Annotated in this window: 21 protein-coding genes, 1 tRNA gene and 1 other annotated feature; of the genes, 17 read left to right on the top strand and 5 right to left on the bottom strand. The window is 45.7% G+C overall.

What is annotated here, in order from left to right; all coding sequences use genetic code 11:
- Nucleotides 1-79: 79 nt before the first annotated feature.
- Both MUB50_RS04545 and MUB50_RS04550 read right to left on the bottom strand, forming a co-directional pair.
- Complete coding sequence (locus MUB50_RS04545; protein WP_118514431.1) at nt 80-1,456, bottom strand: MATE family efflux transporter; 1,377 nt, start codon at nt 1,454-1,456, stop codon at nt 80-82.
- A gap of 78 nt (nt 1,457-1,534) precedes the next feature.
- Nucleotides 1,535-1,616: transfer RNA gene (locus tag MUB50_RS04550), tRNA-Leu, on the bottom strand.
- Between the two features lie 221 nt (nt 1,617-1,837).
- On the opposite strand from MUB50_RS04550, the gene ftsH reads away from it, so the two are divergent.
- Nucleotides 1,838-3,703 (top strand): ATP-dependent zinc metalloprotease FtsH, encoded by a 1,866-nt coding sequence (gene ftsH, locus MUB50_RS04555; protein WP_118514429.1) that lies wholly within the window; start codon nt 1,838-1,840, stop codon nt 3,701-3,703.
- A gap of 73 nt (nt 3,704-3,776) precedes the next feature.
- Here the strand turns inward: ftsH and MUB50_RS04560 are convergent, their stop codons facing one another.
- A complete protein-coding gene (locus MUB50_RS04560) occupies nt 3,777-4,646 on the bottom strand; it encodes a DegV family protein (protein WP_118514427.1) in 870 nt (289 codons plus the stop codon).
- Between the two features lie 228 nt (nt 4,647-4,874).
- Between MUB50_RS04560 and MUB50_RS04565 the strand changes: the two genes are divergently transcribed.
- From MUB50_RS04565 to MUB50_RS04605, 9 genes are all read left to right on the top strand, one after another.
- The gene (locus MUB50_RS04565) at nt 4,875-5,222 is read left to right on the top strand and encodes an anti-sigma factor family protein (RefSeq protein WP_244790331.1); all 348 of its coding nucleotides are present in this window, start codon (nt 4,875-4,877) and stop codon (nt 5,220-5,222) included.
- Between the two features lie 2 nt (nt 5,223-5,224).
- Nucleotides 5,225-7,864 (top strand): DNA polymerase I, encoded by a 2,640-nt coding sequence (polA, locus tag MUB50_RS04570; RefSeq protein ID WP_244790333.1) that lies wholly within the window; start codon nt 5,225-5,227, stop codon nt 7,862-7,864.
- A complete protein-coding gene (gene coaE, locus MUB50_RS04575; protein WP_118514421.1) occupies nt 7,865-8,464 on the top strand; it encodes a dephospho-CoA kinase in 600 nt (199 codons plus the stop codon). It abuts the gene before it with no gap.
- Nucleotides 8,451-9,248: an MBL fold metallo-hydrolase gene (locus MUB50_RS04580; RefSeq protein WP_022427103.1), complete on the top strand. Its 798-nt coding sequence runs from the start codon at nt 8,451-8,453 to the stop codon at nt 9,246-9,248. The genes coaE and MUB50_RS04580 overlap by 14 nt, the downstream gene beginning before the upstream one ends.
- A 13-nt stretch (nt 9,249-9,261) precedes the next feature.
- Nucleotides 9,262-9,534: an ACT domain-containing protein gene (locus MUB50_RS04585; protein WP_118514417.1), complete on the top strand. Its 273-nt coding sequence runs from the start codon at nt 9,262-9,264 to the stop codon at nt 9,532-9,534.
- Between the two features lie 70 nt (nt 9,535-9,604).
- Complete coding sequence (locus tag MUB50_RS04590) at nt 9,605-10,969, top strand: PFL family protein (protein ID WP_118514415.1); 1,365 nt, start codon at nt 9,605-9,607, stop codon at nt 10,967-10,969.
- Nucleotides 10,970-11,027: 58 nt separating this feature from the next.
- Nucleotides 11,028-11,278 (top strand) — a binding site (T-box leader).
- Nucleotides 11,279-11,410: 132 nt separating this feature from the next.
- Nucleotides 11,411-12,439, top strand: a complete 1,029-nt coding sequence (locus MUB50_RS04595) for an ABC transporter substrate-binding protein (protein WP_118624868.1) — start codon at nt 11,411-11,413, stop codon at nt 12,437-12,439.
- A gap of 72 nt (nt 12,440-12,511) precedes the next feature.
- Entirely contained in the window at nt 12,512-13,423 is a 912-nt protein-coding gene (locus MUB50_RS04600; RefSeq protein WP_118624922.1) for an ABC transporter permease, read from the top strand.
- 3 nt (nt 13,424-13,426) lie between these two features.
- Complete coding sequence (locus MUB50_RS04605; RefSeq protein ID WP_118624866.1) at nt 13,427-14,215, top strand: ABC transporter ATP-binding protein; 789 nt, start codon at nt 13,427-13,429, stop codon at nt 14,213-14,215.
- A gap of 58 nt (nt 14,216-14,273) precedes the next feature.
- Here MUB50_RS04605 and MUB50_RS04610 read toward each other — a convergent pair whose 3' ends face one another.
- Nucleotides 14,274-15,548 carry a tRNA(Met) cytidine acetate ligase gene (locus MUB50_RS04610; protein ID WP_118624864.1) on the bottom strand — a complete coding sequence of 425 codons (1,275 nt, stop codon included), beginning with the start codon at nt 15,546-15,548 and terminating at the stop codon, nt 14,274-14,276.
- 428 nt (nt 15,549-15,976) lie between these two features.
- On the opposite strand from MUB50_RS04610, the gene pta reads away from it, so the two are divergent.
- The 7 genes from pta (at nt 15,977) to MUB50_RS17020 (ending at nt 23,375) form a co-directional block, all read left to right on the top strand.
- Entirely contained in the window at nt 15,977-16,984 is a 1,008-nt protein-coding gene (gene pta / locus MUB50_RS04615) for a phosphate acetyltransferase (protein WP_015525244.1), read from the top strand.
- Nucleotides 16,985-17,011: 27 nt separating this feature from the next.
- Entirely contained in the window at nt 17,012-18,202 is a 1,191-nt protein-coding gene (locus tag MUB50_RS04620) for an acetate/propionate family kinase (protein WP_118369303.1), read from the top strand.
- A 251-nt stretch (nt 18,203-18,453) separates the two neighbouring features.
- On the top strand, nt 18,454-18,981 hold the full coding sequence (locus MUB50_RS04625) for a YceD family protein (protein WP_021652543.1): 528 nt from the start codon (nt 18,454-18,456) through the stop codon (nt 18,979-18,981).
- 3 nt (nt 18,982-18,984) lie between these two features.
- Nucleotides 18,985-19,167, top strand: a complete 183-nt coding sequence (gene rpmF, locus MUB50_RS04630) for a 50S ribosomal protein L32 (protein ID WP_015525241.1) — start codon at nt 18,985-18,987, stop codon at nt 19,165-19,167.
- Nucleotides 19,168-19,263: 96 nt separating this feature from the next.
- Entirely contained in the window at nt 19,264-20,631 is a 1,368-nt protein-coding gene (locus MUB50_RS04635) for an MATE family efflux transporter (RefSeq protein ID WP_118624862.1), read from the top strand.
- Nucleotides 20,632-20,866: 235 nt separating this feature from the next.
- Nucleotides 20,867-21,466: a hypothetical protein gene (locus MUB50_RS04640; RefSeq protein ID WP_147419229.1), complete on the top strand. Its 600-nt coding sequence runs from the start codon at nt 20,867-20,869 to the stop codon at nt 21,464-21,466.
- The gene (locus MUB50_RS17020) at nt 21,441-23,375 is read left to right on the top strand and encodes a GHKL domain-containing protein (RefSeq protein WP_147419616.1); all 1,935 of its coding nucleotides are present in this window, start codon (nt 21,441-21,443) and stop codon (nt 23,373-23,375) included. Before MUB50_RS04640 ends, MUB50_RS17020 begins: the two co-directional genes overlap by 26 nt.
- Here MUB50_RS17020 and MUB50_RS04650 read toward each other — a convergent pair.
- On the bottom strand, nt 23,314-24,042 hold the full coding sequence (locus MUB50_RS04650; RefSeq protein ID WP_118514401.1) for a LytR/AlgR family response regulator transcription factor: 729 nt from the start codon (nt 24,040-24,042) through the stop codon (nt 23,314-23,316). The genes MUB50_RS17020 and MUB50_RS04650 overlap by 62 nt on opposite strands.
- Nucleotides 24,043-24,291: the final 249 nt, after the last annotated feature.

Genomic DNA, 24,291 nt, shown 5'->3' on the forward strand with positions numbered 1-24,291 from the left:
GCTGGAAGGCTGTTTCATGTTTAAGCGTCTGATAAGAGGTATAAGACCGCGAGCAAGGCGGAAGGGGGTCAATGCAGGGTTACTGCTTCCGGCTTCCGGAGATTTCTGCCAGGGCCTTTCTAAACTCAAAGAAAAACAGGATGGCGGTAAATGTAACTGCCAGGATATCTGCAACCGGCTCGGCCATATAAACTGCATTTGTCCGGTCAGAACGGAAAATATGGGGCAGAATATAGATCAGCGGGATGACCAGAACAAATTTTCGGACAATAGCCACAATGATGGAATCTTTGGCTCTGCCAAGGGAGATAAAGGTCATCTGGCAGGCAATCTGGATACCAAAGATAAACACAACTGCCATATAGATCCGGAGAGCTGTCTTTGTGAAAGCAAGTAATGTACTGTCCGAAGTAAACATTCCGGCAAAGAGCTGCGGGAAGATCATAATGATCAGCCACAGGATCACGGAATAAGAAACACTTGTTTTTACAAGAAGCTTAAATGTAGAACGTACACGTTTTTCGTTACGTGCACCATAGTTGTAGCTGATGATAGGCTGTGCACCCTGACCAAGCCCCTGAAGAGGAAGCATGGCAAACTGCATGACGCTGGTAAGGATGGTCATGGCTCCTACGGCAACATCCCCGCCGTATTTTAAGAGGGAGGAGTTGTAGCAGACAGAGATAACGCTTTCACTGAGCTGCATGACAAAGAGAGAAGAGCCAAGAGCCATACAGGGCAGAATGATATCGGCTTTCAGTTTCATGGTGCTTTTCCGAAGCTTCAGGAAGGTCTTTTTTCCAAAGAGGAATGAGAGGACCCAGATGCAGGAAAATGCCTGGGAGATCACCGTTGCCAGAGCAGCGCCCCGGACACCCATGTGGAATCCGAAAATAAAAACCGGATCCAGAATAATGTTGGAGATCGCACCGATCAGTACAGAGAGCATTCCGGTTTTTGCGAATCCCTGGGCTGTGATGAAATTATTCATGCCAAGAGTCAGCTGTACAAAGATAGTTCCTACTGAATAGATATTCATGTAACCCACCGCATAGTCGATGGTGTTTGCACTGGCGCCGAATGCAAGGAGAAGGATGCGGTTTCCGAGAAACAGGATAACAGTCAGGATCAGGGAGATGATGATCTGCATGGTGAAGCAGTTTCCGAGAGTCTGTTCGGCTTTTGACGTGTCATTTTTACCCATAAAGATGCTGGCTCTGGGAGCGCCTCCGTTTCCGACAAGAGCAGCAAAGGCGGATACGACCATGATAAGCGGCATACAGACACCTACACCGGTAAGGGCAAGAGCACCCTCTCCGGGAATATGACCAATATAGATACGGTCGACGATATTGTAGAGCATATTGATGAGCTGTGCGGCAACTGTAGGAAGTGCAAGCCGCAGAAGCAGCTTTCCGACAGGCTCGGTTCCTAAAAAGCTTTTGTCTTTTTCCATTTTTTTATTCCTTTCGTGATTTTTTTGTATTATATAATAAAGACCTGACAGATTTCTCCGTCAGGTCTTTTATGCGAATGCCGCTGGCCGGACTCGAACCGGCACGGATTGCTCCGCTTGATTTTGAGTCAAGTGCGTCTGCCAATTCCGCCACAGCGGCATAACCATTTATTATAATAGCACAGTATCAGGTGGTTTGCAAGGAATTTTTCAGAATAAAGGTATTATTTGGAAATATTTTTAATTCTAAAATGTTTATGAAATCGGATGAGGCATCCTTGAAATTGACTGAAAAAAGTGGTACAGTGTACTACAAGGCTGTACCACCTGATATAGCACTGTGGATATAGCAATATACTATAAGATAACGGAGGAGACTGCATGAATCTGAATTCCAAAAAACCAGAGAAGCGGCCGCTGTATGTATATTATATCATTGCGGTCGTCATTATTGTTCTGCTGAATGTTTTTGCTCTTCCTGCTCTTTCTGAGAGAAGTGTAAAAGAAACCGATTACACCACCTTTCTGAAAGCCGTAGACAGAGGAAAAGTATATGAGGCAACCCTTAATTCCGATTACATTTATTATACTATGAAAGTGGATGGAAATGATGTCTATTGCAAGACGGTATCTGTGGATGATCAGGATCTTGTATCACATCTTTACGATGCAGGAGTAAGTATAGAGGGAACTGCACCCCAGAGGCAGTCATTGCTTTTGTCTTTGATCCTGGGATATGTACTTCCGATCGCGATCTTTGTTCTTCTGGGACGCTGGCTCAGCAAGAAGATGATGAGCTCCATGGGCAGCGGAGGACCGGGAGGAATGATGTCCTTTGGCAAAAGCAATGCCAAGGTTTATGTGAAATCCTCTACGGGAATCAAATTTTCAGATGTTGCCGGTGAGGATGAAGCCAAGGAGCTTTTGACGGAAATTGTAGATTTCCTTCATAATCCGGAGAAATACAGAGAGATCGGTGCTTCCATGCCGAAGGGTGCCCTTCTTGTAGGCCCTCCAGGAACCGGTAAAACCCTTCTTGCCAAGGCAGTTGCCGGTGAGGCGGAGGTTCCGTTTTTCTCAATTTCCGGTTCGGAATTTGTGGAGATGTTTGTTGGTATGGGTGCTGCCAAGGTACGTGATCTTTTTAAACAGGCCAATGAGAAAGCACCATGTATCGTATTTATTGATGAGATCGATACCATCGGCAAGAAACGTGACGGCTCCGGAATGGGCGGCGGAAACGATGAGCGTGAACAGACACTGAACCAGCTTCTGACAGAGATGGACGGTTTTGACGGTTCCAAGGGTGTTGTGATCCTGGCAGCTACCAACCGACCGGATTCCCTTGACCCTGCACTTCTTCGTCCTGGACGTTTTGACAGAAGGATCCCGGTTGAGCTTCCGGATCTTCAGGGGCGTGAGGAAATCCTGAAGGTTCATGCCAAGAAGATCAAAATTGCGGACACAGTCCGGTTTGATGAAATTGCCAAGGCGGCAGTCGGGGCCTCCGGTGCGGAGCTTGCCAATATTGTCAACGAGGCAGCTCTCCGTGCAGTCCGCGATGGACGGAAATTTGCCACACAGGCGGATTTTGAAGAAAGTATTGAAGTTGTTATTGCCGGATATCAGAAAAAGAACCGTGTACTTTCCAATAAGGAAAAACTGATCGTTTCCTATCATGAGGTTGGTCATGCACTGGTTGCTGCCAAGCAGACAGATTCTGCACCGGTCCATAAGATCACGATCATTCCACGTACCTCCGGTGCACTGGGATATACCATGCAGGTGGATGAACAGGAACATTTCCTGATGAGTAAGGAAGAACTGGAGAATAAGATCGCTACATTTACAGGCGGCCGTGCAGCGGAAGAGCTGATCTTCCATTCTATTACTACCGGTGCCTCCAATGATATTGAGCAGGCGACCAAGATTGCCAGAGCGATGATCAGCAGGTATGGTATGAGTGATGATTTTGACATGGTTGCCATGGAAAATGTGAGCAATCAGTATCTTGGCGGAGACGCAAGTCTCACCTGTTCCTTTGAGACGCAGACGCTTCTGGATAAGAAGGTTGTGGAGCTTGTAAGACGGGAGCATGAAAAGGCTACGAAGATCCTGACGGATAATATCGGAAAGCTTCATGAGATTGCCAAGTATCTGTATGAGCATGAGACGATTACCGGTGAGGAGTTTATGAAGATACTGAATGAAGCACCGGTGGAGATTGAGGATACACAGGAAAATTAATCAGGATAGCAAGAAAAAAGCGGGGTCCGAGAGACTCCGCTTTTGTTGTAAAAATATAAATTGTTTAGATTATTTACCAGATTTCCGGGTGTACCTTGGAGCAGGTGAGAGCAAGGCTTCCGGGGCCGATGTGGCAGGAAACGCTCAGGGAGAGAGGGAAGATGTTGACTTCACCGATGTTTGGGAAGGTGGTGAGGACTTCTTTTCGGAATTCTTCGGCCGCTTCCAGGTTGTGGGAGTGGATGACATCCAGGTTGATCTTTTCTCCGAAGCGGTCTGCAATGTCATCTTTGATGGCTTTAGTCATAGTGTTTTTTGCCTGAGTCATGGTGCGGGCCTTGGAGAAGGCGTCCAGCTTTTCGCCCTGAATCTGCAGAACCGGCTTCAGACGGAGCATGGTTCCGATGGCTGCTGCAGCAGGAGTGATGCGGCCGCCCTGTTTCAGGTACTTCAGAGTAGCTACAGTGATATAGATGCTGGAGTCGAAGCGGGTTTCTTCCAGCCAGGTTCCGATCTCATCGGCAGAGAGACCGTTTTTAGCCTGCTGGACAGCCTCGATGGCAGAGTAACGTAAGGTTCCGGAGATCCTCTGGTTATTTACGACACGTACACGGCCATCATAGTCTTCTGCAAGCATACGGGCAGTCTGCATGGAGCTGGAGAGACCGCTGGACATGGGGATATGTACGATCTCGTCGTAGTCTTTGAGCAGCTTGTCCCAGAGGGTAGTGACGGATTCCGGTGTGGGCTGGGATGTGGAAACTCTGCAGCCTGGATTTTGTTCAAGATGCTGAAAGAATTCTGATTGGTTCATGTCAATGTCTTCCAGATATTCCTTATCATCTATAAAAAACGGCATTGGAAGCATGTAGATGCCAAGATCTTTTACCTGAGCGGGAGACATGCCGCAGTTACTGTCTGTAACGATTGCTATAGATTTCATAATGGTGATCCTCCTTGCCTGGATTTTCATATTTGGTCAGTTTTTCTGTTTCCTGACCGTGACATCTCAAGTATACCACAGGAAACCGCCCTTGTCATTCAACGTTTAATTCGCTATAATGGTAACATTCTGGGAAGTGTTTCTCCGGCCCGGGCGAATTGTCGGGCTGAATTTCAGAAGAAGCTTTTGGGTAAGAGAGAATCTGCTGCTTTGAAAGAGAGGGAAAATATGAATTGTCGTATTGCAGAGGGAATGGTTAATAGATATATCGATCATACGTTGCCGTTGAATGATCTGGAGGATTTTCTGAAGCATATTGAGAAGTGTTCCTCCTGCTACGATGAGCTTGCCACATATTTCATTGTACATAAGGCCATGCAGCAGCTGGATGAGAAACAGGAAGATTCTGTTCTGGATTTTAAGGAGCTTCTGGAAGAGGATATCCGAAAATCCAAAAGGTATATCCGAAAAAAGAAATTTCACAGAGCGATCGCTGCAGTGGCAGTCTGCGTTCTGATCGCAGCACTGGTGGTCTTTCTTGTTTTTGTGATCCTGGAACTGAAGGAGGGAATTTGATTTTGAGTGAAAAAATATTACTGATCGATGGTCACAGCATCCTGAACCGTGCGTTTTATGGTCTGCCGGATCTTACCAATGCAGAAGGACGTCATACAGGTGCGGTATATGGATTTCTGAATATTATGTTCAGGATCATGGAGGAAGAGAAGCCGGAGTATCTTACCGTTGCGTTTGATCTGAGTGCACCTACGTTCCGGCATAAGAGATATGAAGCCTACAAAGGCACCCGAAAACCTATGCCGGAGGAGCTTCGGGAACAGGTTCCGCTGATCAAGGAGATGCTTTCTGCCATGGGAATCAACATCATGTCCCTGGAAGGCTATGAAGCAGATGATCTTCTTGGTACGGTCGCCAGAAGAAGTGAAGCAAAGGGCATGGATGTTACCGTTCTTTCCGGAGACCGGGATCTTCTTCAGCTTGCCACAGATAAGGTGCTAATCCGGCTTCCGAAGACTGTCCGGGGAAAGACAACCATTGAAAACTACCATACAGCGGAAGTTCTTGAGAAATATCAGGTAACGCCGCCGCAGATTATAGAACTGAAAGCACTGATGGGCGACAGCTCCGATAATATTCCGGGAATCCCGGGCGTTGGAGAGAAAACCGCGACCAAGATGATCGTGCAGTTCGGTTCCATTGAGAATGCTCATGAGCATCTGGAAGAGGTAAAGCCTAATAAGGCGAAAGAATCTCTCCGCGAGCATTATGATCTGGCGCAGCTTTCCAAAGAACTTGCAACCATCAACACAGACAGTCCGCTGGAATTTTCCTACGAAAAAGCGAAAGTGGAAAATCCCTATACTCCAGAGGCATATGAATTGTGTAAACGCCTGGAATTTAAGAACATGCTGAACCGTTTTGATCCGGCTACGACAGCAGATTCCTCCATGGAACTGGAATTTTTTACCTGCAATGATCTTTCCGGTGTGGAGGCACTGTTTGAAAAAGCAGCGCAGAAAGATCAGGTGGGTATTTCTGTTCTTGCAGATCCGGATCAGGTGTATACTGTGGGATTGGTCCTGGATGAAAAAGAAATCTATCAGATTCCGGTGGGAGGACTTCTCACAGGGGATTACCTTTGCGGAAAACTGAAAACTCTGGCGGACAGTACGGTACTCTGTGCTATGGATATTAAATCAGTTCTCAAACATGTTTCCCTTGACGATTCGAAGAAGGTTTTTGATGCAGGGGTTGCTGCATATCTTCTGAATCCGCTGAAATCTTCTTATTCCCATGATGACATCGCCAGAGAATATCTGGATGGTATGATGCTCCCCTCAAAGGAAGACCTTCTTGGAAAGACTTCTCTGAAAAAGGCCTGGGAAGAGGAGTTGGAATGTCTTGGAAATTATGCCTGCTATCAGGCGTTTGTGCCCTGCATGGCCCGAAAAGTTCTTCTTGAAAAACTGGATGAAACAGGCATGCGTAAGGTTTATGATGAGATCGAGCTTCCTCTTGTCTTTACCCTGGATTCTATGGAAAAATGGGGGATTTCCGTTAAGGGTGAAGAGCTTAAGAGCTATGGCGAAAAACTTAAAGTCCGTATCCAGGAGCTGGAAAAAACCATCTGGCAGGAAGCCGGGGAGGAGTTTAATATCAATTCCCCGAAACAGCTGGGTGTGATCCTTTTTGAAAAGCTGGGACTTCCAGGTGGAAAGAAGACCAAGACAGGCTATTCCACAGCTGCGGATATCCTGGATAAGCTGGCGCCGGATCATGCCATCGTAAAAGATATCCTGGAGTACCGCCAGCTGACCAAGCTGAAATCCACTTATGCAGATGGTCTCGGAAATGTGATCGGAGAAGATGGAAGGATCCACTCTACTTTTAATCAGACGATCACAGCAACCGGTCGTATCAGCAGTACAGATCCGAATCTCCAGAACATACCGGTCCGTATGGAACTGGGCAGGCTGATCCGTAAGGTTTTTGTGCCGGAAGAGGGCTTTGTATTTCTGGATGCAGATTATTCCCAGATCGAGCTTCGTGTGCTGGCACATATGTCCGGCGATGAAAAACTGATCCAGGCTTATCGTGAGGCGGAGGATATCCACCGGCTCACCGCATCCCAGGTGTTTCATGTGCCGCTGGATGAGGTGACATCCCTTCAGCGAAGAAATGCCAAGGCGGTAAATTTCGGAATCGTTTATGGGATCAGTTCCTTTGGACTGAGCCAGGATCTGAGTATTACCAGAAAAGAGGCAGCTGCCTATATTGAGAAATATTTTGAGACCTATCCGAAGATCAAGGGTTTTCTGGACGGTCTGGTAAAGGATGGCAAGGAACACGGTTATGTGACAACTATGTTCGGCAGACGAAGGCCCGTGCCGGAGCTGAAATCCAGTAATTTCATGCAGCGCTCCTTCGGAGAACGTGTAGCCATGAACTCTCCGATCCAGGGTACTGCAGCAGATATCATCAAAATAGCCATGAACCATGTTTACGAACGAATGAAAAAAGAGGGACTGCGTTCAAGGCTGGTGCTGCAGGTTCACGATGAGCTTCTGATTGAGACAAAGAAAGAAGAGATCGAGGAAGTTTCCCGTATTCTGGAAGAAGAGATGAAGGGAGCTGCAGATCTTGCAGTGGAACTTGACGTAGATATGCACCAGGGTGACAGCTGGTATGAGGCGAAATAAATGAGAGTGATCGGAGTAACCGGCGGAGTAGGGGCCGGAAAAAGTACAGTACTTGGAATCCTGGAAGAAGATTTCCAGGCATATGTGATCCAGGCAGACCAGCTTGGTCACATTCTGATGGAACCGGGGGAAGAGTGTTACGATGCGGTGATCGCATTGTTTGGAAAAGAAATCATAAAAAAAGATAAAACTATTGACCGGAAACGGATTTCTGATGTAGTATTCACAGATAAGGATATGCTTTTGAAATTAAACGGGATCATTCATCCGGCTGTAAAGCAGAGAATCCTGGATCTTCTTGGAGAACAGAAGGATGCCGGAAGAGGAATCTGTGTTGTGGAAGCTGCTCTTTTTCTGGAAGAGAATTATCAGGAATTCTGTGATGAAGTCTGGTATGTGTATACAGAGGAGGAAATCCGGATCCGTCGTCTGATGGAAAGCCGCGGCTATTCCAGAGAGAAATCTCTTGGCATTATCCGAAACCAGGTATCTGACCAGGTTTTCAGAGAACATACGGATTATGTGATCGGGAATAATGGAGATCTGAAGGAAACCCGGAGACAGATCAGAGAAGGGATAGAGAGAAATGAGACTTTGTAGTATTGCCAGCGGAAGCAGCGGCAACTGTATTTATGTGGGCTCTGAGGAGGCGCATGTTCTGGTAGATGTGGGGATCAGCGGGAAGAGTATCGAAAAAGGCCTGAATTCCCTGGATCTTACCGGGAAAGATGTGGATGGCATCCTGATCACACATGAACATTCTGACCATATCAAGGGACTGGGAGTGATCTCCAGAAAATACGGAATTCCCATCTATACCACAGGTGGAACGGCAGATGCGATGCTTCGTATGAAATCCCTTGGGAAAATGCCGGAGGGCTTGATCCACGAGATCCGGGAGGATGAGCCTTTTGAGATCAAGGACCTGACGGTAAATCCTTTTACCATTCCCCATGATGCCGCACAGCCGGTGGGCTACCGCCTGGAATGTGGAGAGCATTCTGTGGGCATTGCCACAGACCTTGGAAAATATAATGATTACATTGTAAAAAATCTGGAGAATCTGGATGCGGTGCTTTTGGAAGCGAATCATGACATCCGTATGCTTCAGGTTGGAAAATACCCTTATTATCTCAAACAGAGGATTCTGGGAGACCGTGGGCATCTCTCCAATGAGAATGCAGGACGTCTGCTTTGTCGGATCCTTCATGATAATTTGAAGGCGGTTTTTCTAGGCCATTTAAGCAGAGAAAACAATTATGAAGAACTTGCCTACGAGACTGTGTGCTCGGAGGTGACACTTGGTGACAACCCGTACCGTTCCAGGGATTTTAAGATCCAGGTAGCGAAGAGGGATCACATATCAGAAATAATCACAGTGTAGAAAGGAAAAAACGATGAAGAAGACAATTATCACAGTAGTAGGAAACGACACAGTAGGAATTATTGCAAAGGTTTGTACATATCTTGCAGAGAATCAGGTTAATATTCTGGATATTTCTCAGACCATCGTTCAGGGTTACTTCAACATGATGATGATCGCAGACACAGCAAAATGTGAAAAGGATGGCGGTGAACTTGCAAGAGAACTTGAGAATCTGGGCAAGGAAATCGGTGTTGTGATCCACTGCCAGCATGAAGATATTTTTAACATGATGCATCGAGTATGATCAGGCACCGAATGCGGATTGCGAATGCATATGATATCTACTTTACATCAATCATCAGGGAGAAAATAAAATGATCAATATTTTTGAGGTAAACGAGACAAATAAAATGATCGAGCAGGAGAATCTGGATGTGCGTACCATCACCATGGGTATCAGCCTTCTGGACTGTATCGATCCTGACCTGGATGCACTGAATCAGAAAATATACGAAAAGATCACCACAAAGGCCAGAAATCTGGTGGCTACCGGTGATGAGATCGCAACCGAGTACGGTATCCCGGTTGTAAATAAACGAATTTCCGTAACACCCATTGCTCTGGTTGGCGGGGCTGCATGTAAGAAACCGGAGGATTTTGTGACCATCGCAAGAACACTGGATAAATGTGCCAAGGAAGTTGGCGTTAACTTTATCGGCGGATATTCTGCACTGGTAAGCAAGGGAATGACTCCGGCAGAAGAGCTTCTCATCCGCTCCATTCCTCAGGCAATGGCAGAAACAGAGCGTGTCTGCAGTTCTGTAAACGTTGGTTCCACCAAGACCGGTATCAACATGGATGCCGTAAAGCTGATGGGCGAGATCGTCCTTGCAACAGCAGAGGCTACTAAGGACCAGGATTCTCTTGGATGTGCCAAACTTGTGGTGTTCTGCAACGCACCGGATGACAATCCGTTCATGGCAGGCGCGTTCCACGGTGTCACAGAGGCGGACTGCATCATCAACGTAGGTGTCAGTGGCCCCGGAGTTGTGAAGAAAGCCCTGGAGCAGGTTCGTGGAGAGGACTTCGGAACCCTCTGCGAGATGATCAAACGTACTGCGTTTAAGGTTACACGAGTTGGACAGCTGGTTGCACGTGAGGCGTCCAAGCGTCTTGACGTGCCGTTTGGTATCGTGGATCTTTCTCTTGCACCGACACCGGCTATCGGTGATTCCGTAGCTGAGATCCTGGAAGAGATCGGCCTTGAGAGAGCCGGCGCACCGGGAACAACTGCAGCGCTTGCACTTCTCAACGACCAGGTGAAGAAAGGCGGCGTTATGGCAGCAGCAGCTGTGGGCGGATTAAGTGGTGCCTTTATTCCTGTCAGCGAGGATCAGGGAATGATCGATGCGGTAAACGAGGGAGCTCTTACTCTGGAGAAGCTGGAAGCCATGACCTGTGTATGCTCTGTTGGTCTGGACATGATCGCAGTTCCGGGAGATACCAAGGCGACCACACTGGCAGGTATCATCGCAGATGAGTCTGCCATCGGTATGGTAAATCAGAAGACAACTGCAGTACGTCTCATCCCGGTTATCGGTAAGGGTGTGGGCGAAACGGTTGAGTTCGGAGGTCTTCTTGGATATGCTCCGATCATGCCTGTAAATTCCTTCTCCTGTGATGCATTTGTACAGAGAGGCGGAAGGATCCCGGCACCGATCCACAGCTTTAAGAATTAATTTTATTTTGGGACTTGACAGACTTACGTTGATGTGCTAAAGTAAACACAACTTAAAAAACAAACCAGTGAGAAAGAGAAGTAAACATTTCAGGAAGCTTCACAGAGAGCGGTGATGGTGGAAATCCGCAGGGGACCGGATGTTGAATGGACTTTCGAGGGCGGCCCGAACTATTTATCTGTACAGTAGGCGCCGACGGGAACCGAACCCGTTACCAATGAGGAGTGTATGTTAGTACGCCGGAAAGTGGACGATTCGTCAATTTGAGTGGTACCGCGATAATAAAGAACTTTTATTACCGTCTCAAGCATGATATAAGCTTGGGACGGTTTTTGTGTTACAGGAAAAGCGATTCTGTTGCATGAAAGTTGTTCCGGAAAAGCAGACCGCAGGGTGTACAAATAAGTAATCATAAGCGGAATAAGAAGGGAGAACAAAATTATGAAAAAAAGAATGTTAGTGATCGCAGCAGCAGTAGCAGCAACAACTATGATGATGACAAGTCCGGTTATGGCGGAGGATTTTAAAGTAGGCATCTGCAATTATGTAGATGATGCTTCCCTGAACCAGATCGTAGACAATATCCAGTCCCGTCTGGAAGAGCTTGGCAAAGAAAAGGGTGTTACATTTGATGTGTCTTATGACAACTGTAATGCAGATGCCAGTGTTATGGAACAGATCATTTCAGATTTTCAGGCGGATAAGGTTGACCTGATGGTAGGTGTGGCTACACCGGTAGCAATGCGTATGCAGTCTGCTACAGAAGGAAGTGATACACCGGTTGTTTTCTCAGCAGTATCTGATCCGGTTGGCTCCGGTCTTGTAGATTCTCTGGATGCTCCTGGCGCAAACATTACAGGAACCAGTGATTACCTGGATACTTCTTCTATTATGAAACTGATCCAGGCACAGAATCCGGATGTAAAGAAGATCGGTCTCCTCTATGATGTAGGACAGGATTCCTCCACAACAGCAATTCAGGAAGCAAAAGATTATCTGGATAAAGAGGGAATCGAATATGTAGAGCGTACCGGAACCACTACCGATGAAGTCCAGCTCGCAGCAGATGCACTGATCGCTGACGGTGTGGATGCCGTATTTACACCTACGGACAACACTATCATGACAGCAGAGCTTTCTATTTATGAAAAATTCATCGACGCAGGAATCCCGCACTACACAGGTGCCGACTCCTTTGCATTAAATGGTGCCTTTGTAGGATATGGTGTTGATTATGCAAATCTGGGACAGAAAACAGCCGATATGATCGCTGACATCCTGGTAGATAATGCGGATCCGTCTAAGACAGCTGTTGAAACCTTTGACAATGGTACTGCAACAGTTAATACAGAAACCTGCAAGGCACTCGGACTTGATTTCGATACCGTAAAGAAGGCATTTGAGCCTCTCTGCACACAGGTAAATGAGATCACAACTGCAGAAAGCTTTGATGAAGTAGAATCAAAATAAATTAACCGCTTACCTTTGTGAGCAGTTATGAAATAAATCCAATTGGAGGGAATCACTGTGACGATTGCAACTATGCTCTCCCTCGGGGAGACTGCCCTGAAGCTTGGACTGATCTGTTCTCTGACAGTTCTTGCTTTGTTCCTTAGTTATTCCATGCTGAATGTCTGCGACCTTTCTACAGACGGCTGCTTTACCTTCGGGGCCGCTGTAGGAGCCGTAGTTGCTGTAAGCGGACATCCGTTTCTGTCCATTGCGGCAGCCATGGCAGCAGGTGTTACATCAGGATTTGTAACGGCTATCCTGCAGACGAAGCTGGGAGTAGACAGCCTGCTTGCAGGTATCATTGTAAATACGGCGTTATATTCCGTAAATATCGCAGTTATGGGAGGCTCATCCCTGATCAATATGAATCGGACGACCACAGTATTTACCATGATGAAGGATGCGCTTGCAGGTACACCGTTAAAAGGCAGGGAGGATATCCTCATTGCAGCCATCGCAGTGATCCTCGTGATCGTATTTCTGGTATTCTTTCTGAAAACAAGACTTGGCCTTGCGATCCGGGCAACCGGAAATAATTCTGATATGGTAAAATCTTCCTCCATCAATCCGGTCTTTACAACGGTGATCGGCCTTTGCGTGGCAAATGCATTTACCGCACTTTCCGGATGCCTTCTGTCTCAGTCACAGAAATCCGTAGATATCAACATCGGTCAGGGTATGGTCACCATCGCACTGGCATCCTTGCTGATCGGAGGTACCCTTCTCGGACATGGAGGAATTTTTGTGAGAGCGGTGGGAATGGTGCTTGGTTCCTTTATCTTCCGCCTTGTGTATACCATCGCACTTCGGTTCAATATGCCGGCATTTATGCTGAAGCTGGTATCTTCTGTGATCGTTGTTCTTGCAATTTCCGGTCCGTATCTTAAGAAACAGTGGCCGCAGATCCGAAGAAGAATGACTCATGCAAAAGGGGGAAGATGATCTATGTTAAAAATCAGCCATATTTCAAAAACATTTAATCCGGGAACCGTAAACGAAAAAAAGGCGATCACAGATCTTTCCCTGGAACTGAAAAAAGGCGACTTTGCTACGATCATCGGTTCCAATGGTGCAGGAAAATCAACACTTTTTAATGCGATCTGCGGTGATTTTCTTACAGATGCCGGTTCGATCGAGCTGGATGGCAGGGATATTACATTTATGCCGCAGCATGCACGTGCAAAAGAGATCGGACGCCTTTATCAGGACCCGATGCGTGGTACTGCGCCGGGAATGACGATTGAAGAGAATCTTGCACTTGCAGCCGGCAAGGGTGGTTGGCTTTCCCGCACGACCCGGCAGGAAAAAGAGCGTTTTCGTGAAGAATTAAAGAAGCTGGACATTGGACTGGAAGAGAGGATGAGCCATCCGGTAGGTCTTCTTTCCGGCGGACAGAGACAGGCGCTGACGCTTTTGATGGCAACCATGAATCCGCCGAAATTACTTCTTCTGGATGAGCATACTGCAGCCCTTGATCCGGGAACTGCTGAGAAAGTCCTTGATCTCACCAGACGGATCGTGGAAGAAAATCAGCTGACATGTCTGATGATCACACACAATATGCAGTCAGCAATTGATCTTGGGAACCGTATCCTGATGATGGACTCCGGCAATATCGTGCTGGATATCGGTGGTGAGGAGAAGAAGAACATGACCGTGGATGGTCTCCTTGAGAAATTTAAGACAGGAGCCGGAAAGGCTTTGGACAATGATCGTATTCTTTTGTCTGAATAAATAAATTTCAAAACACCGGAATATATTAAGAAAGCTGTAGCGGAAGCCGCTGTGGATCTTAAATGATCCGCAGCGGCTTTTTCATCTCGTGGATGAAAGGCTGACCTGTTTTGTGACAGAGAAGCATTTCGTAAAGATTGGAAGCCGCACAGGTTTCATTAAAAAGCCGGAGCGCAGTTTTATCGAGGATCGCAGATGCATCTGCGGCTTTGGTGATCAGCGGGATTGAGGAGCTTTTCTTGATCTGGCTGAGAAGCGGAGCGCTGTTTTTTCGAAAGCCAAGTACCCGGGCATAGGGAATATGTCCGGGTGCGTTTGTTTTTTGGTCAAGAAAGATCCGGACAAGGCTGCGGCAGATAGCAGAACGGGTAATATCCCGTGTTTTCAAAAGATCCGCAAACTGGGAAAAACCTTCATATTGATTTCGGGATTTCAGGATACGCCGGATCAGTGCCTCCGAAAGCTCCGGATACATTTTCAAAGTTTTTTCGGATTCCAGAAGCAGTTTGTAATGCAGAGGAAGATCCAGTGCTGAGTCAGAAAGCCATGCTCCTTTTTTGAGAGAATCCAGGAAGCAGGGAAGGGAAGCAGAAGGGATCAATCGGGAAAGATCAGCAGACTGCACAGCCTCTTCGGATTTTTTCATAAGGCTCCGGATGCCGGAAGCAGAGGGAAACTCTTCGTCGGAAAGAAGAGAAAAATCTGTATCATGATAACCACTTCCCTTTCTTAAAAGTGCATGAGGAAGGATCCGGCTGTTAAGACGGAGAAGTGCTTTGCAGTATTCGATTCCCAGGATGTTGTTAGGAGAAGAAAGAATGAGGTCAACATGTTTTGATGAAGCACCGAATGTGTTATGTGCGGAAGTGGATTTTCCACGAATGTAACGGATCAAAGCACTGCTTCTTGCAGCAGGAAAACTCATTCCGGTACGAAGATTCTGCTGAAGGAATTCGCGGTATTCAAACGGTTCCTTTACAAAAATCCGTGCAATATTCATAAGAGTCTCTGTATCTCCGCATTCACTTCCGAAACATAGCTCATCTACAACACTAAGCCCGTCAAGAAGACTTATCCCTCCTCTGGAAAAACCCTCTGCACTGGCTGTTGCTGTCTGTACCGGCATTTCCAGGACCAGATCAGCGCCTCCAAGAAGAGCCATCTCAGCCCGGAGATGTTTTTCCATAAGGGCAGGAGCCCCTCTCTGTACAAAATCCCCGCTCATGGCGATCACAACATAATCAGCACCAAGGACCTCCCGGGCATAGCGGATCTGGTATTCGTGGCCTTTGTGAAAGGGGTTATATTCTGCAATGATTCCAACAACTTTCATATAAAAAAGTACCTGCCGTTTCTAAAAATTCAAATCTTGAAATAAGTTTTTATATTATGATAATGGTGCTATTTTAACATAAGCAATGTAAAAAGTTAAGCGGCATTCGAAATCTGTTTTGCTGTCATAAAACCGAATGCTGCTGTACGCTCTGTATCCGGCAACGCCCTTTGTAAGATACAGAAATCACGCAAATGCATGATCATGAGCCGAAATCCTCTGACCATCTGTGACATTTACCCACAAAAAACACCTCGCAGAACATTGTCGGTGAACAGTAATAATTGCACTTCAAAAAATACGCAGTATAGCCATTTTCTGACAATGAAACGCTTGAAAAGAAAAGGGTAAGGGGGTATAATGAACATAGTGTAGTGCCCGAACAGACACTAGCGTTTTTGTTACATCAAGAAAGGAGCCATTTAATCATGGGATTTGTTGAACTGCTTAAAAAAAGAGCAAAAGAAAGCGTAAAAACAATTGTACTGCCAGAGACAGAGGATATGAGAACTCTTGAGGCAACTGACAAGATTCTGAAAGAGGGAGTTGCAAAGATCATCCTCATCGGTAATGAGGAAGAGATCAACAAGAAAGCTGCAGAGGGCGGCTTTGATATTTCCGGTGCACAGATCGTAGATCCGGAGAAATCTGACAGAACTCAGGCATATATTGATAAATTTGTAGAGCTGAGAGCAAAGAAAGGAATGACACCTGAGAAAGCGAAAGAGATCCTTCATACTCAGTACCCATACTATGGCGTAATGATGGTTAAGATGGGGGATGCAGACGGTATGGTATCCGGTGCATGCCATTCTACAGCAGATACACTTCGTCCATGCCTTCAGATCCTGAAGACAAAACCGGGAACCAAGCTTGTATCCGCATTCTTCCTGATCGTAGTTCCGGATTGCGAGTATGGTGCAAACGGTGCATTCGTATTTGCTGATTCCGGTCTGAACCAGAACCCGACTCCGGACGAGCTTTCTGCGATCGCAGCATCTTCTGCTGAGTCCTTCAAGCTTCTTGTTCAGGAGGAGCCGATCGTAGCTATGCTTTCTCACTCCACCAAGGGAAGTGCAAAGCATCCTGACGTAGATAAAGTCGTAGAGGCTACAAGAATTGCCAAAGAGGAGCATCCGGAGCTTAAACTTGACGGAGAGTTCCAGCTTGATGCAGCTATCGTTCCAAGCGTAGGCGCATCCAAAGCACCGGGAAGCGAAGTAGCAGGTAAAGCTAATGTACTGGTATTCCCTGACCTTGATGCAGGTAACATCGGATACAAGCTTGCTCAGCGTCTTGGTAAAGCAGAAGCATACGGACCTGTTACACAGGGTATCGCAAAACCTGTAAACGACCTGTCCCGCGGATGCTCTGCAGACGATATTGTAGGCGTTGTAGCAATCACAGCAGTACAGTGCCAGGCAGAGGATAAATAATTATTAAAAGATCAGGAGAGTTAAATCATGAACGTATTAGTTATCAACTGTGGAAGTTCTTCATTAAAATATCAGTTAATCGATTCTGAGACAGAGAATGTACTTGCAAAGGGTCTCTGCGAGAGAATCGGTATCGACGGAAGACTGGTATACCAGAAAGCCGGATGTGACAAAGAGATCACAGAGGCAGCTATGCCAACACATAAAGAAGCGATCCAGATGGTACTGGATGCTCTTACAAACGATAAGACAGGTGCGATCGGAAGCCTTAAAGAGGTTAATGCAATCGGACATCGTGTCGTACATGGAGGCGAGAAATTCGCTTCTTCCGCAGTGATCACAGACGAGATGATCAAAGCAGTAGAAGAGTGCAACGACCTTGCACCGCTTCACAACCCGGCGAACCTCATTGGTATCCGTGTATGTGCAGAGCTTATGCCGGGCGTACCGCAGGTAGGCGTATTTGATACTGCTTTCCATCAGACAATGCCTGCTAAAGCATATCTCTATGGACTTCCGCTTGACTTCTACAAGAAATATAAAGTAAGAAGATACGGTTTCCACGGAACATCTCACAGCTTCGTATCCAAGAGAGCTGTTGATTTCCTTGGCCTTGACAAAGACAACTCAAAAGTTATCGTCTGCCACCTTGGAAACGGATCTTCTATCAGCGCAGTTGTAAATGGCAAATGCGTAGATACAACAATGGGTCTTACACCACTTGAAGGTGTTGTTATGGGAACTCGTTCCGGTAACATCGATCCGGCTATCATGGAGTTCATTGCTAAGAAAGAGAATCTGGACATCGAGGGCGTTATGAACGTACTTAACAAGAAATCCGGTCTTCTCGGACTTTCCGGCGGACTTTCCAGTGATTTCCGTGACCTCAACGAGGCAGCTGAAGGCGGAAACGAGGATGCAGCTAACGCGATCGACGTTCTCTGCTATGGCATCGCTAAATTCGTAGGCGGATATGTTGCAGCAATGAATGGTGTTGACGCGATCGTCTTCACAGCAGGTATCGGCGAGAATGCGATCCCGGTACGTGAGAAGGTTGTCAGCTATCTCGGATACCTTGGCGTAACACTTGACAAAGATGCTAACGGACATCGTGGCGAGGAGATCGTGATCTCCACACCGGATTCCAAGGTTAAGGTTGCAGTTATCCCGACAAACGAGGAGCTTGCAATCTGCCGTGAGACTGTAGCACTGGTATAAGCAGCTGTTTCTGTATCGGTACAGAACCGTTCGGGCATGATCGGTAATCAGGCAGAATTATATATTACTGTGGATTAGCAGTATACATTCGGGGGGCGGACAATTAAAGGTCCACCCCCGTAATTTACCCTGAATTTCTGATTAAGCCAACAGTAACAAAAAATTAAAAAAATGTAATATTTTCCCGAAAATAACGTTGACAAATCACAAGACCATATGTATAATGGATTGAGTGTGGATAGGAGAGACTTATGCAGATTCATTTATTAGACATTTCTTCCTGTGATGGCAAGACGATCCAGGAATCAGTTATTCCTGAACTGGAGAAGATTGATTTTCAGATGGGAAGTTTTCCGGTACTTGCGAAGGAACCGGTAGAGCTTACGATCACCAATACCGGTGATAAGGTTCTTGAACTTACAGGAACCGGTAAGATTACAGTGGGTATTCCCTGTGACCGTTGTCTTGAGACAGTAGCCGTTGAGATACCGCTGGAATTTAAAAAGAAGCTTGATATGAAGCTTTCTGATGAAGAACGTGTCAATGATCTGGATGAAAGCAGCTATCTCACAGGTATGAACCTGGATGTGGACCGGTTGGTCTATCTTGAGGTATTGATATGCTGGCCTTTAAAGGTCTTATGTAAAGAAGACTGTAAAGGTATCTGCAGCCGCTGCGGGAAGAACCTGAATGAAGGTCCCTGCGGATGCAAGGAGGAGCCTAAGGATCCCCGCATGGCAGCTATCAGTGATATATTCAGTAAATTTAAGGAGGTGTAACCTATGTCCATTTGTCCTAAGAACAAATCTTCCAAAGCTAGACGTGACAAGAGAAGAGCGAACTGGAAAATGAGCGCTATGAACCTTGTTAAATGTAGCAAATGTGGAGCACTTATGATGCCACACAGAGTTTGCAAAGCTTGCGGAAGCTACAATAAGAAGGAAATCATCAAAGTTGAGGACTAATTTTAATTAGACAGTCAATATATGATGCGAAAAGAGTCTGGTATGCTGAGATAAGTATACCGGCTTTTTTTATACTCTGGGGGAAAATAAAAAAATATGAAACAGAACAAGAATCAGAAAAATACCGCCGTGAACCAGATCACAGAGGGAGTGGTCTGGAAGCAGCTTCTGATATTCTTTTTTCCGATCCTGTTTGGAACTCTGTTCCAGCAGATCTACAATACTGCGGATACGGTTGTAGTAGGACGCTTTGTGGGAAAAGAAGCATTGGCAGCAGTAGGAGGCTCATCCAGTATGATCGTGAATCTGATCGTAGGTTTTTTTGTAGGTTTATGTTCCGGTGCGTCTGTAGTGATTTCTCATTATTATGGGGCGAAAGACCACAAAAATCTCAAAAAAACACTTCACACATCCATGATCTTCTGCCTGGCCGCCAGTATTATTGTTGGAACAGCAGGTTTTATCCTGGCTGAGCCGATCCTTCGCCTGATGAAAACACCGGCAGAAGTAATTCCCGATTCTGTATTGTATCTTCATATCTATTTTGCGGGGACATTTTTCAATCTGGTCTACAACATGGTATCCAGTATCTTAAGAGCAGTAGGTGATTCTAAAAGACCGCTCTATGTGCTGATCATTACCTGTTTGTTGAATATTCTGCTGGATGTTGTATTTGTAGTGATCTTTCATATGGGAGTCCTCGGTGTTGCACTTGCAACAGTCAGTTGCCAGGCAGTCAGTGCCATCCTTGTAACCTGGTTCCTGATGCGTGCAGAGGATATTTATCGTCTGGAATTTTATGAGATTCGTTTTGATCTTCGTTCTCTGTGGGCAGTTCTCAGGATCGGACTTCCGGCAGGACTGGAATCAGTGATGTACAACATTGCCAATCTCACCATTCAGATTTTTGTCAATGAGCTGGGGACTGATACTGTGGCAGCCTGGGGAACTATGGGAAAGATTGATGCGGTGTTCTGGATGGTATGCAATGCTTTTGCCATCTCAATTACCACCTTTGTAGGACAGAATTATGGTGCCAGAAAATACAACCGTATGCGAAAAAGTGTCCGCGTCTGTATGGTGATGGCATACATTTCGGCGTTTATTGTAAGCGGAACACTTATTCTGTTCGCAAATCCGATCTACCATTTGTTTACAACAGATCAGGTGGTTGTAGACATTGGGGTGCATATGATTCGTTTCCTGATTCCATCCTATGCCATTTATGTTGTGATCGGAATTCTTTCCGGAGCGCTGCGTGGTTCCGGAAGAGTATTGGTTCCGATGATTCTGACCTGTGGTGGGGTCTGCCTGCTCCGGATCATCTGGTTGTTTGTCTTTGTAAGATCGCATCCAGGGATCGACAGTATCATGCTCAGTTATCCGGTATCCTGGATAATTACTGCGGTATTGTTTGTCATCTATTATTTCCGGCGATTTCCAGGTATGCAGAAAAAGAAATAACGATATATGAAAAGGTGCTGATTCTGTGCAATAGCAGTGATCAGCACCTTTGTTTTGTTCGAAAGATGTCGATTTATTACGTATAGATTTGATTGCCTGAAAGCTGAAAAAGAGGTATTCTGGATGCAGATAGATGAAACATATGTAATGGGGATGACCAGATATGTATAATCTGCAAAAAACAATACGATATGGTTTTTGGTTGATATTTGAAGTTATTGCGCTGTGTGTCGGTATGATTTATAACGCGAGAACTGTACGGGCTGAACTTGAAGTGCAGCAGCCGGACAGAAAGGTAACAGAAGTTGTTACTGAAAATTGGACCGTGATCAGTGGAAAACGTCTGGATCTTATCCTGAAATATATGGGAGATATAAATTTTGAAAAAGATGGGATCAGTCTTCGTATCCCTGCTTCTGTGGCACAAAGCTGGAAGGTAGCAGAGAATGGCACAATACAGACACTGGTACAAAAGGTTTCCGATCATTCATATGAAATAAAGATCTATAAAGGAATTCAGAAGATCACGGATATTCCGGGAAGCCGGATCATGATACCTGTAAAAGAGATATTTCCCAAGGAAGATATGGAAACTATGGAAATTACGGATTCCCAAGGAAGAAAATTTAAGACATTCCTGGATAAAAATCAGGATATTCTGATCGTTGACACGGACGAGACAGGAATCTTCTGTGTAAAAAGTCGAAAAAAAGATATAAAAGGGAATCCTTTTGAAATGGCAGCCCTGACGGCAGCAACAGTGCTAACAGTGCTGATCGTAGGAATCCGAAGCAGATCCGGAAAGCGAGGTGACAGTCATAAAGGAGAAAAGTAGGCAATGGACCCTGATCTTTGGACTTACTGTAGTGTTATCTATGACTGCTTTTTTTATGATGTATCTCGTGAACAATGAATATACAGCGAAAGGCGAGCAGACCATTCAGGGAATCCTTTGTCTGGATAATAAAGATGCGGCGGCAAAGCTACATTATCTTGCCAGGGAATGGCAATATTTTCCGGGAAAGCTGCTTACACCTGAGATGCTGAAAAAGAATCCAGGATATTACAGTTGTTATATTTCGATCGGAGAGCGTAATGAAATGGAACTGGGGAATGAAGAGGCCTCTTCGTATGGATGTGGGACATACCGGATGTTTCTGATCCTGCCCGAGGAGGAAAAAATCTGGGCTGTTTCGCTGACGGAGGTTTTTTCTGCATATCGGATCTATATCAATGGAGAACTGGCCGGGGAAGTGGGGAATCCTGACGAAAAATCTTATAAGGACAGGATCATGAACCGTGTTTTTACATTTCAGGGATCCGGGGCTGTGGAAATTGTCATAGCAGCAGCAGACAGAAACCATACCAGATCCGGAATCCGGTACATTCCGGTTTTTGGATCTCCGTTTCGGGTAAGTATACAGAGAGGAATGCGGGCACTTGGAAGCGGTTGTGCCATTGCATTCTGTAGCTGTATTATGTTCGGGACACTTATGGTATATATCAGAACCAGGACAAAAGAATTTGCCATTTTTAATCTGGTCTGCCTCTGTGTAGTGGGATATTCTGTCTGTCCCCTGATACATAATTTTTTTCTTCTGCCCACAAGACCCTGGTATGCACTGGAAACTATGATCTATTATCTGATCCTTTCCTGTATGATCCGGCTTGAGGATTGTATTATGGGGAAAAAACGGGGGAGATATCTGACTCTTCTGATCAATCTCTGGATCGTGATCGCTTTCTTTCTGGAGAGCTTTGCGGACATACTTCCCTCGGCCGGGATTCTTTATGAAGCTGCCTGGATCAGTGAAGCTGTCAAAGGAGTGGCGGCAGTTTATATGCTGCTCAATACTTTTGGAGAAACAGATTGCAGATATGGAAAAATCGTTTTGGTGGGAACAACGGTTTATGCCTGTTCTCTTGTGGCAGATAGGATAGGGTATCTTTATGAGCCGATTTTTGGAGGAGGTTTCCCGGAGACAGGTGGGCTGGTACTGACAGCTGCGTTTGGCTGTGTTCTGTGGAGAGATCTGTCAGAAGCATATAAGATCCGTCTGACTTATGAGGTATACAGTCATCAGACTGAACTTCGTCTCCTTGCCCAGAAAAATCATTATGACCGGTTAAAGGAACAGATGGAAGAAACCAGTCGTGTCCGCCATGATATGCGTCAGCACCTTCGTGTTCTGACGGCATTGCTGGAACGGGAGCAGTATAAAGAAATGCAGAAATATCTTTGCCGGTATACCCGGGAATTCCAGGAACGGCTAACCTATCAGTCTTACTGTAAAAATCAGGTTGCCGATGCGATTTTACATTATTATGAAGAATTATGCAGAAAAAACGGGATCGTTTTTCAGTGTCAGGTAGAAGCACCGGAAAAAACAGGGATCCAGGATACAGATTTCTGTCGTCTCTTTGGAAATCTTCTGGAAAATGCCATAGAAGCGGCACAGCTTTGTCCGAAAGGCAGTTCCAGATTTGTCCGTGTACAGATACGTACCAGAAATAATAAACTTCTTATAAAAGAAGAGAACAGCTGCACAGATCCCTTACGCAGAAATAAAACAGGATTTTTTTCAGGTAAGCATTCCGGACAGGGGATCGGAACTGCGTCGATCATGGAAATTGCGGCACGTTATGGAGGGTTTGCGGATTTTCAGTCTGAAAATGGCATTTTTAAAGCTGAGATATTTCTTCATCTGACGCAAAGAGATACTGAAGATAGGCTTTACGGATAGCAGAAGAGCCACGTTTCCGGATCTGGACGACCTCCCCGTTGTCCAGAAGGAAGCCTTCTTCAGAAGCTTCCTGTATACGATCCATATTGACGATACAGCCACGGTAACAGGAGAGAAAATTAGGGCAGTCCCTGATCTGTTCCTCAAATTTGTGAAAGGTAAGATAAGAACGGACCGGACCGGCATCGGTATGAAGGCACACTGCATTTCGGAATGTGTCTGCATATAAAATGCTGCGCAGAGGGACCCGGATGGGAATCCGGTCAGAAACGACTTCAATGTACCGGGATGCCAGCAAATGCCTGGATTGAAAGGAATCCAGAATGGAACAGAGTTTTTCGGGCTGAAAGGGTTTCAGAAGATAATAGGAGGCTCCTACATCATAGCTTTCCACAGCAAAATCACTGCTGGTAGTGACAAAAACAAGGATGCAGTCATCGGACTGTCTTCGGATCCTGCGCGCAGCTTCCATACCTGTCATCCCGTTCATATAAATATCCAGGAACAGAATCTGAAATTTTCCGGGCTGATAATCTTCAAAAAATTCTTCTGCGCTGAAAAACTGATAGATTTCTGCCTGGATCTGTTTTTTCTCAAAATAGAAAACAGCGATATTCTTCAGGTCTTCTGCATCCGTTGAGATGTCATCAATAATTGCAATATTCAAAATAATATAACCTCCGATTTATAAAAGAGTAGTAAAAACAGTATATCATAACTTTTATGTATATCCAATGTCGGATTTTTGCCTGGAATGACGTATTTTGTAGAAGGTTATCAGAAATGAATGTGTTTTTGGCAGATATTTAACACAAAAATGTCATATTTCATGGAAACTGTCATTTTGTCACAGGTCTGTTGTTATTTCCTGATAATTTTTTTACAATAGTGGCAGAAAATACGAAAGGCGGTGGAT

Source organism: Blautia sp. NSJ-140 (assembly GCF_022868965.1).
Taxonomy (GTDB): Bacteria; Bacillota; Clostridia; order Lachnospirales; family Lachnospiraceae; genus Blautia_A.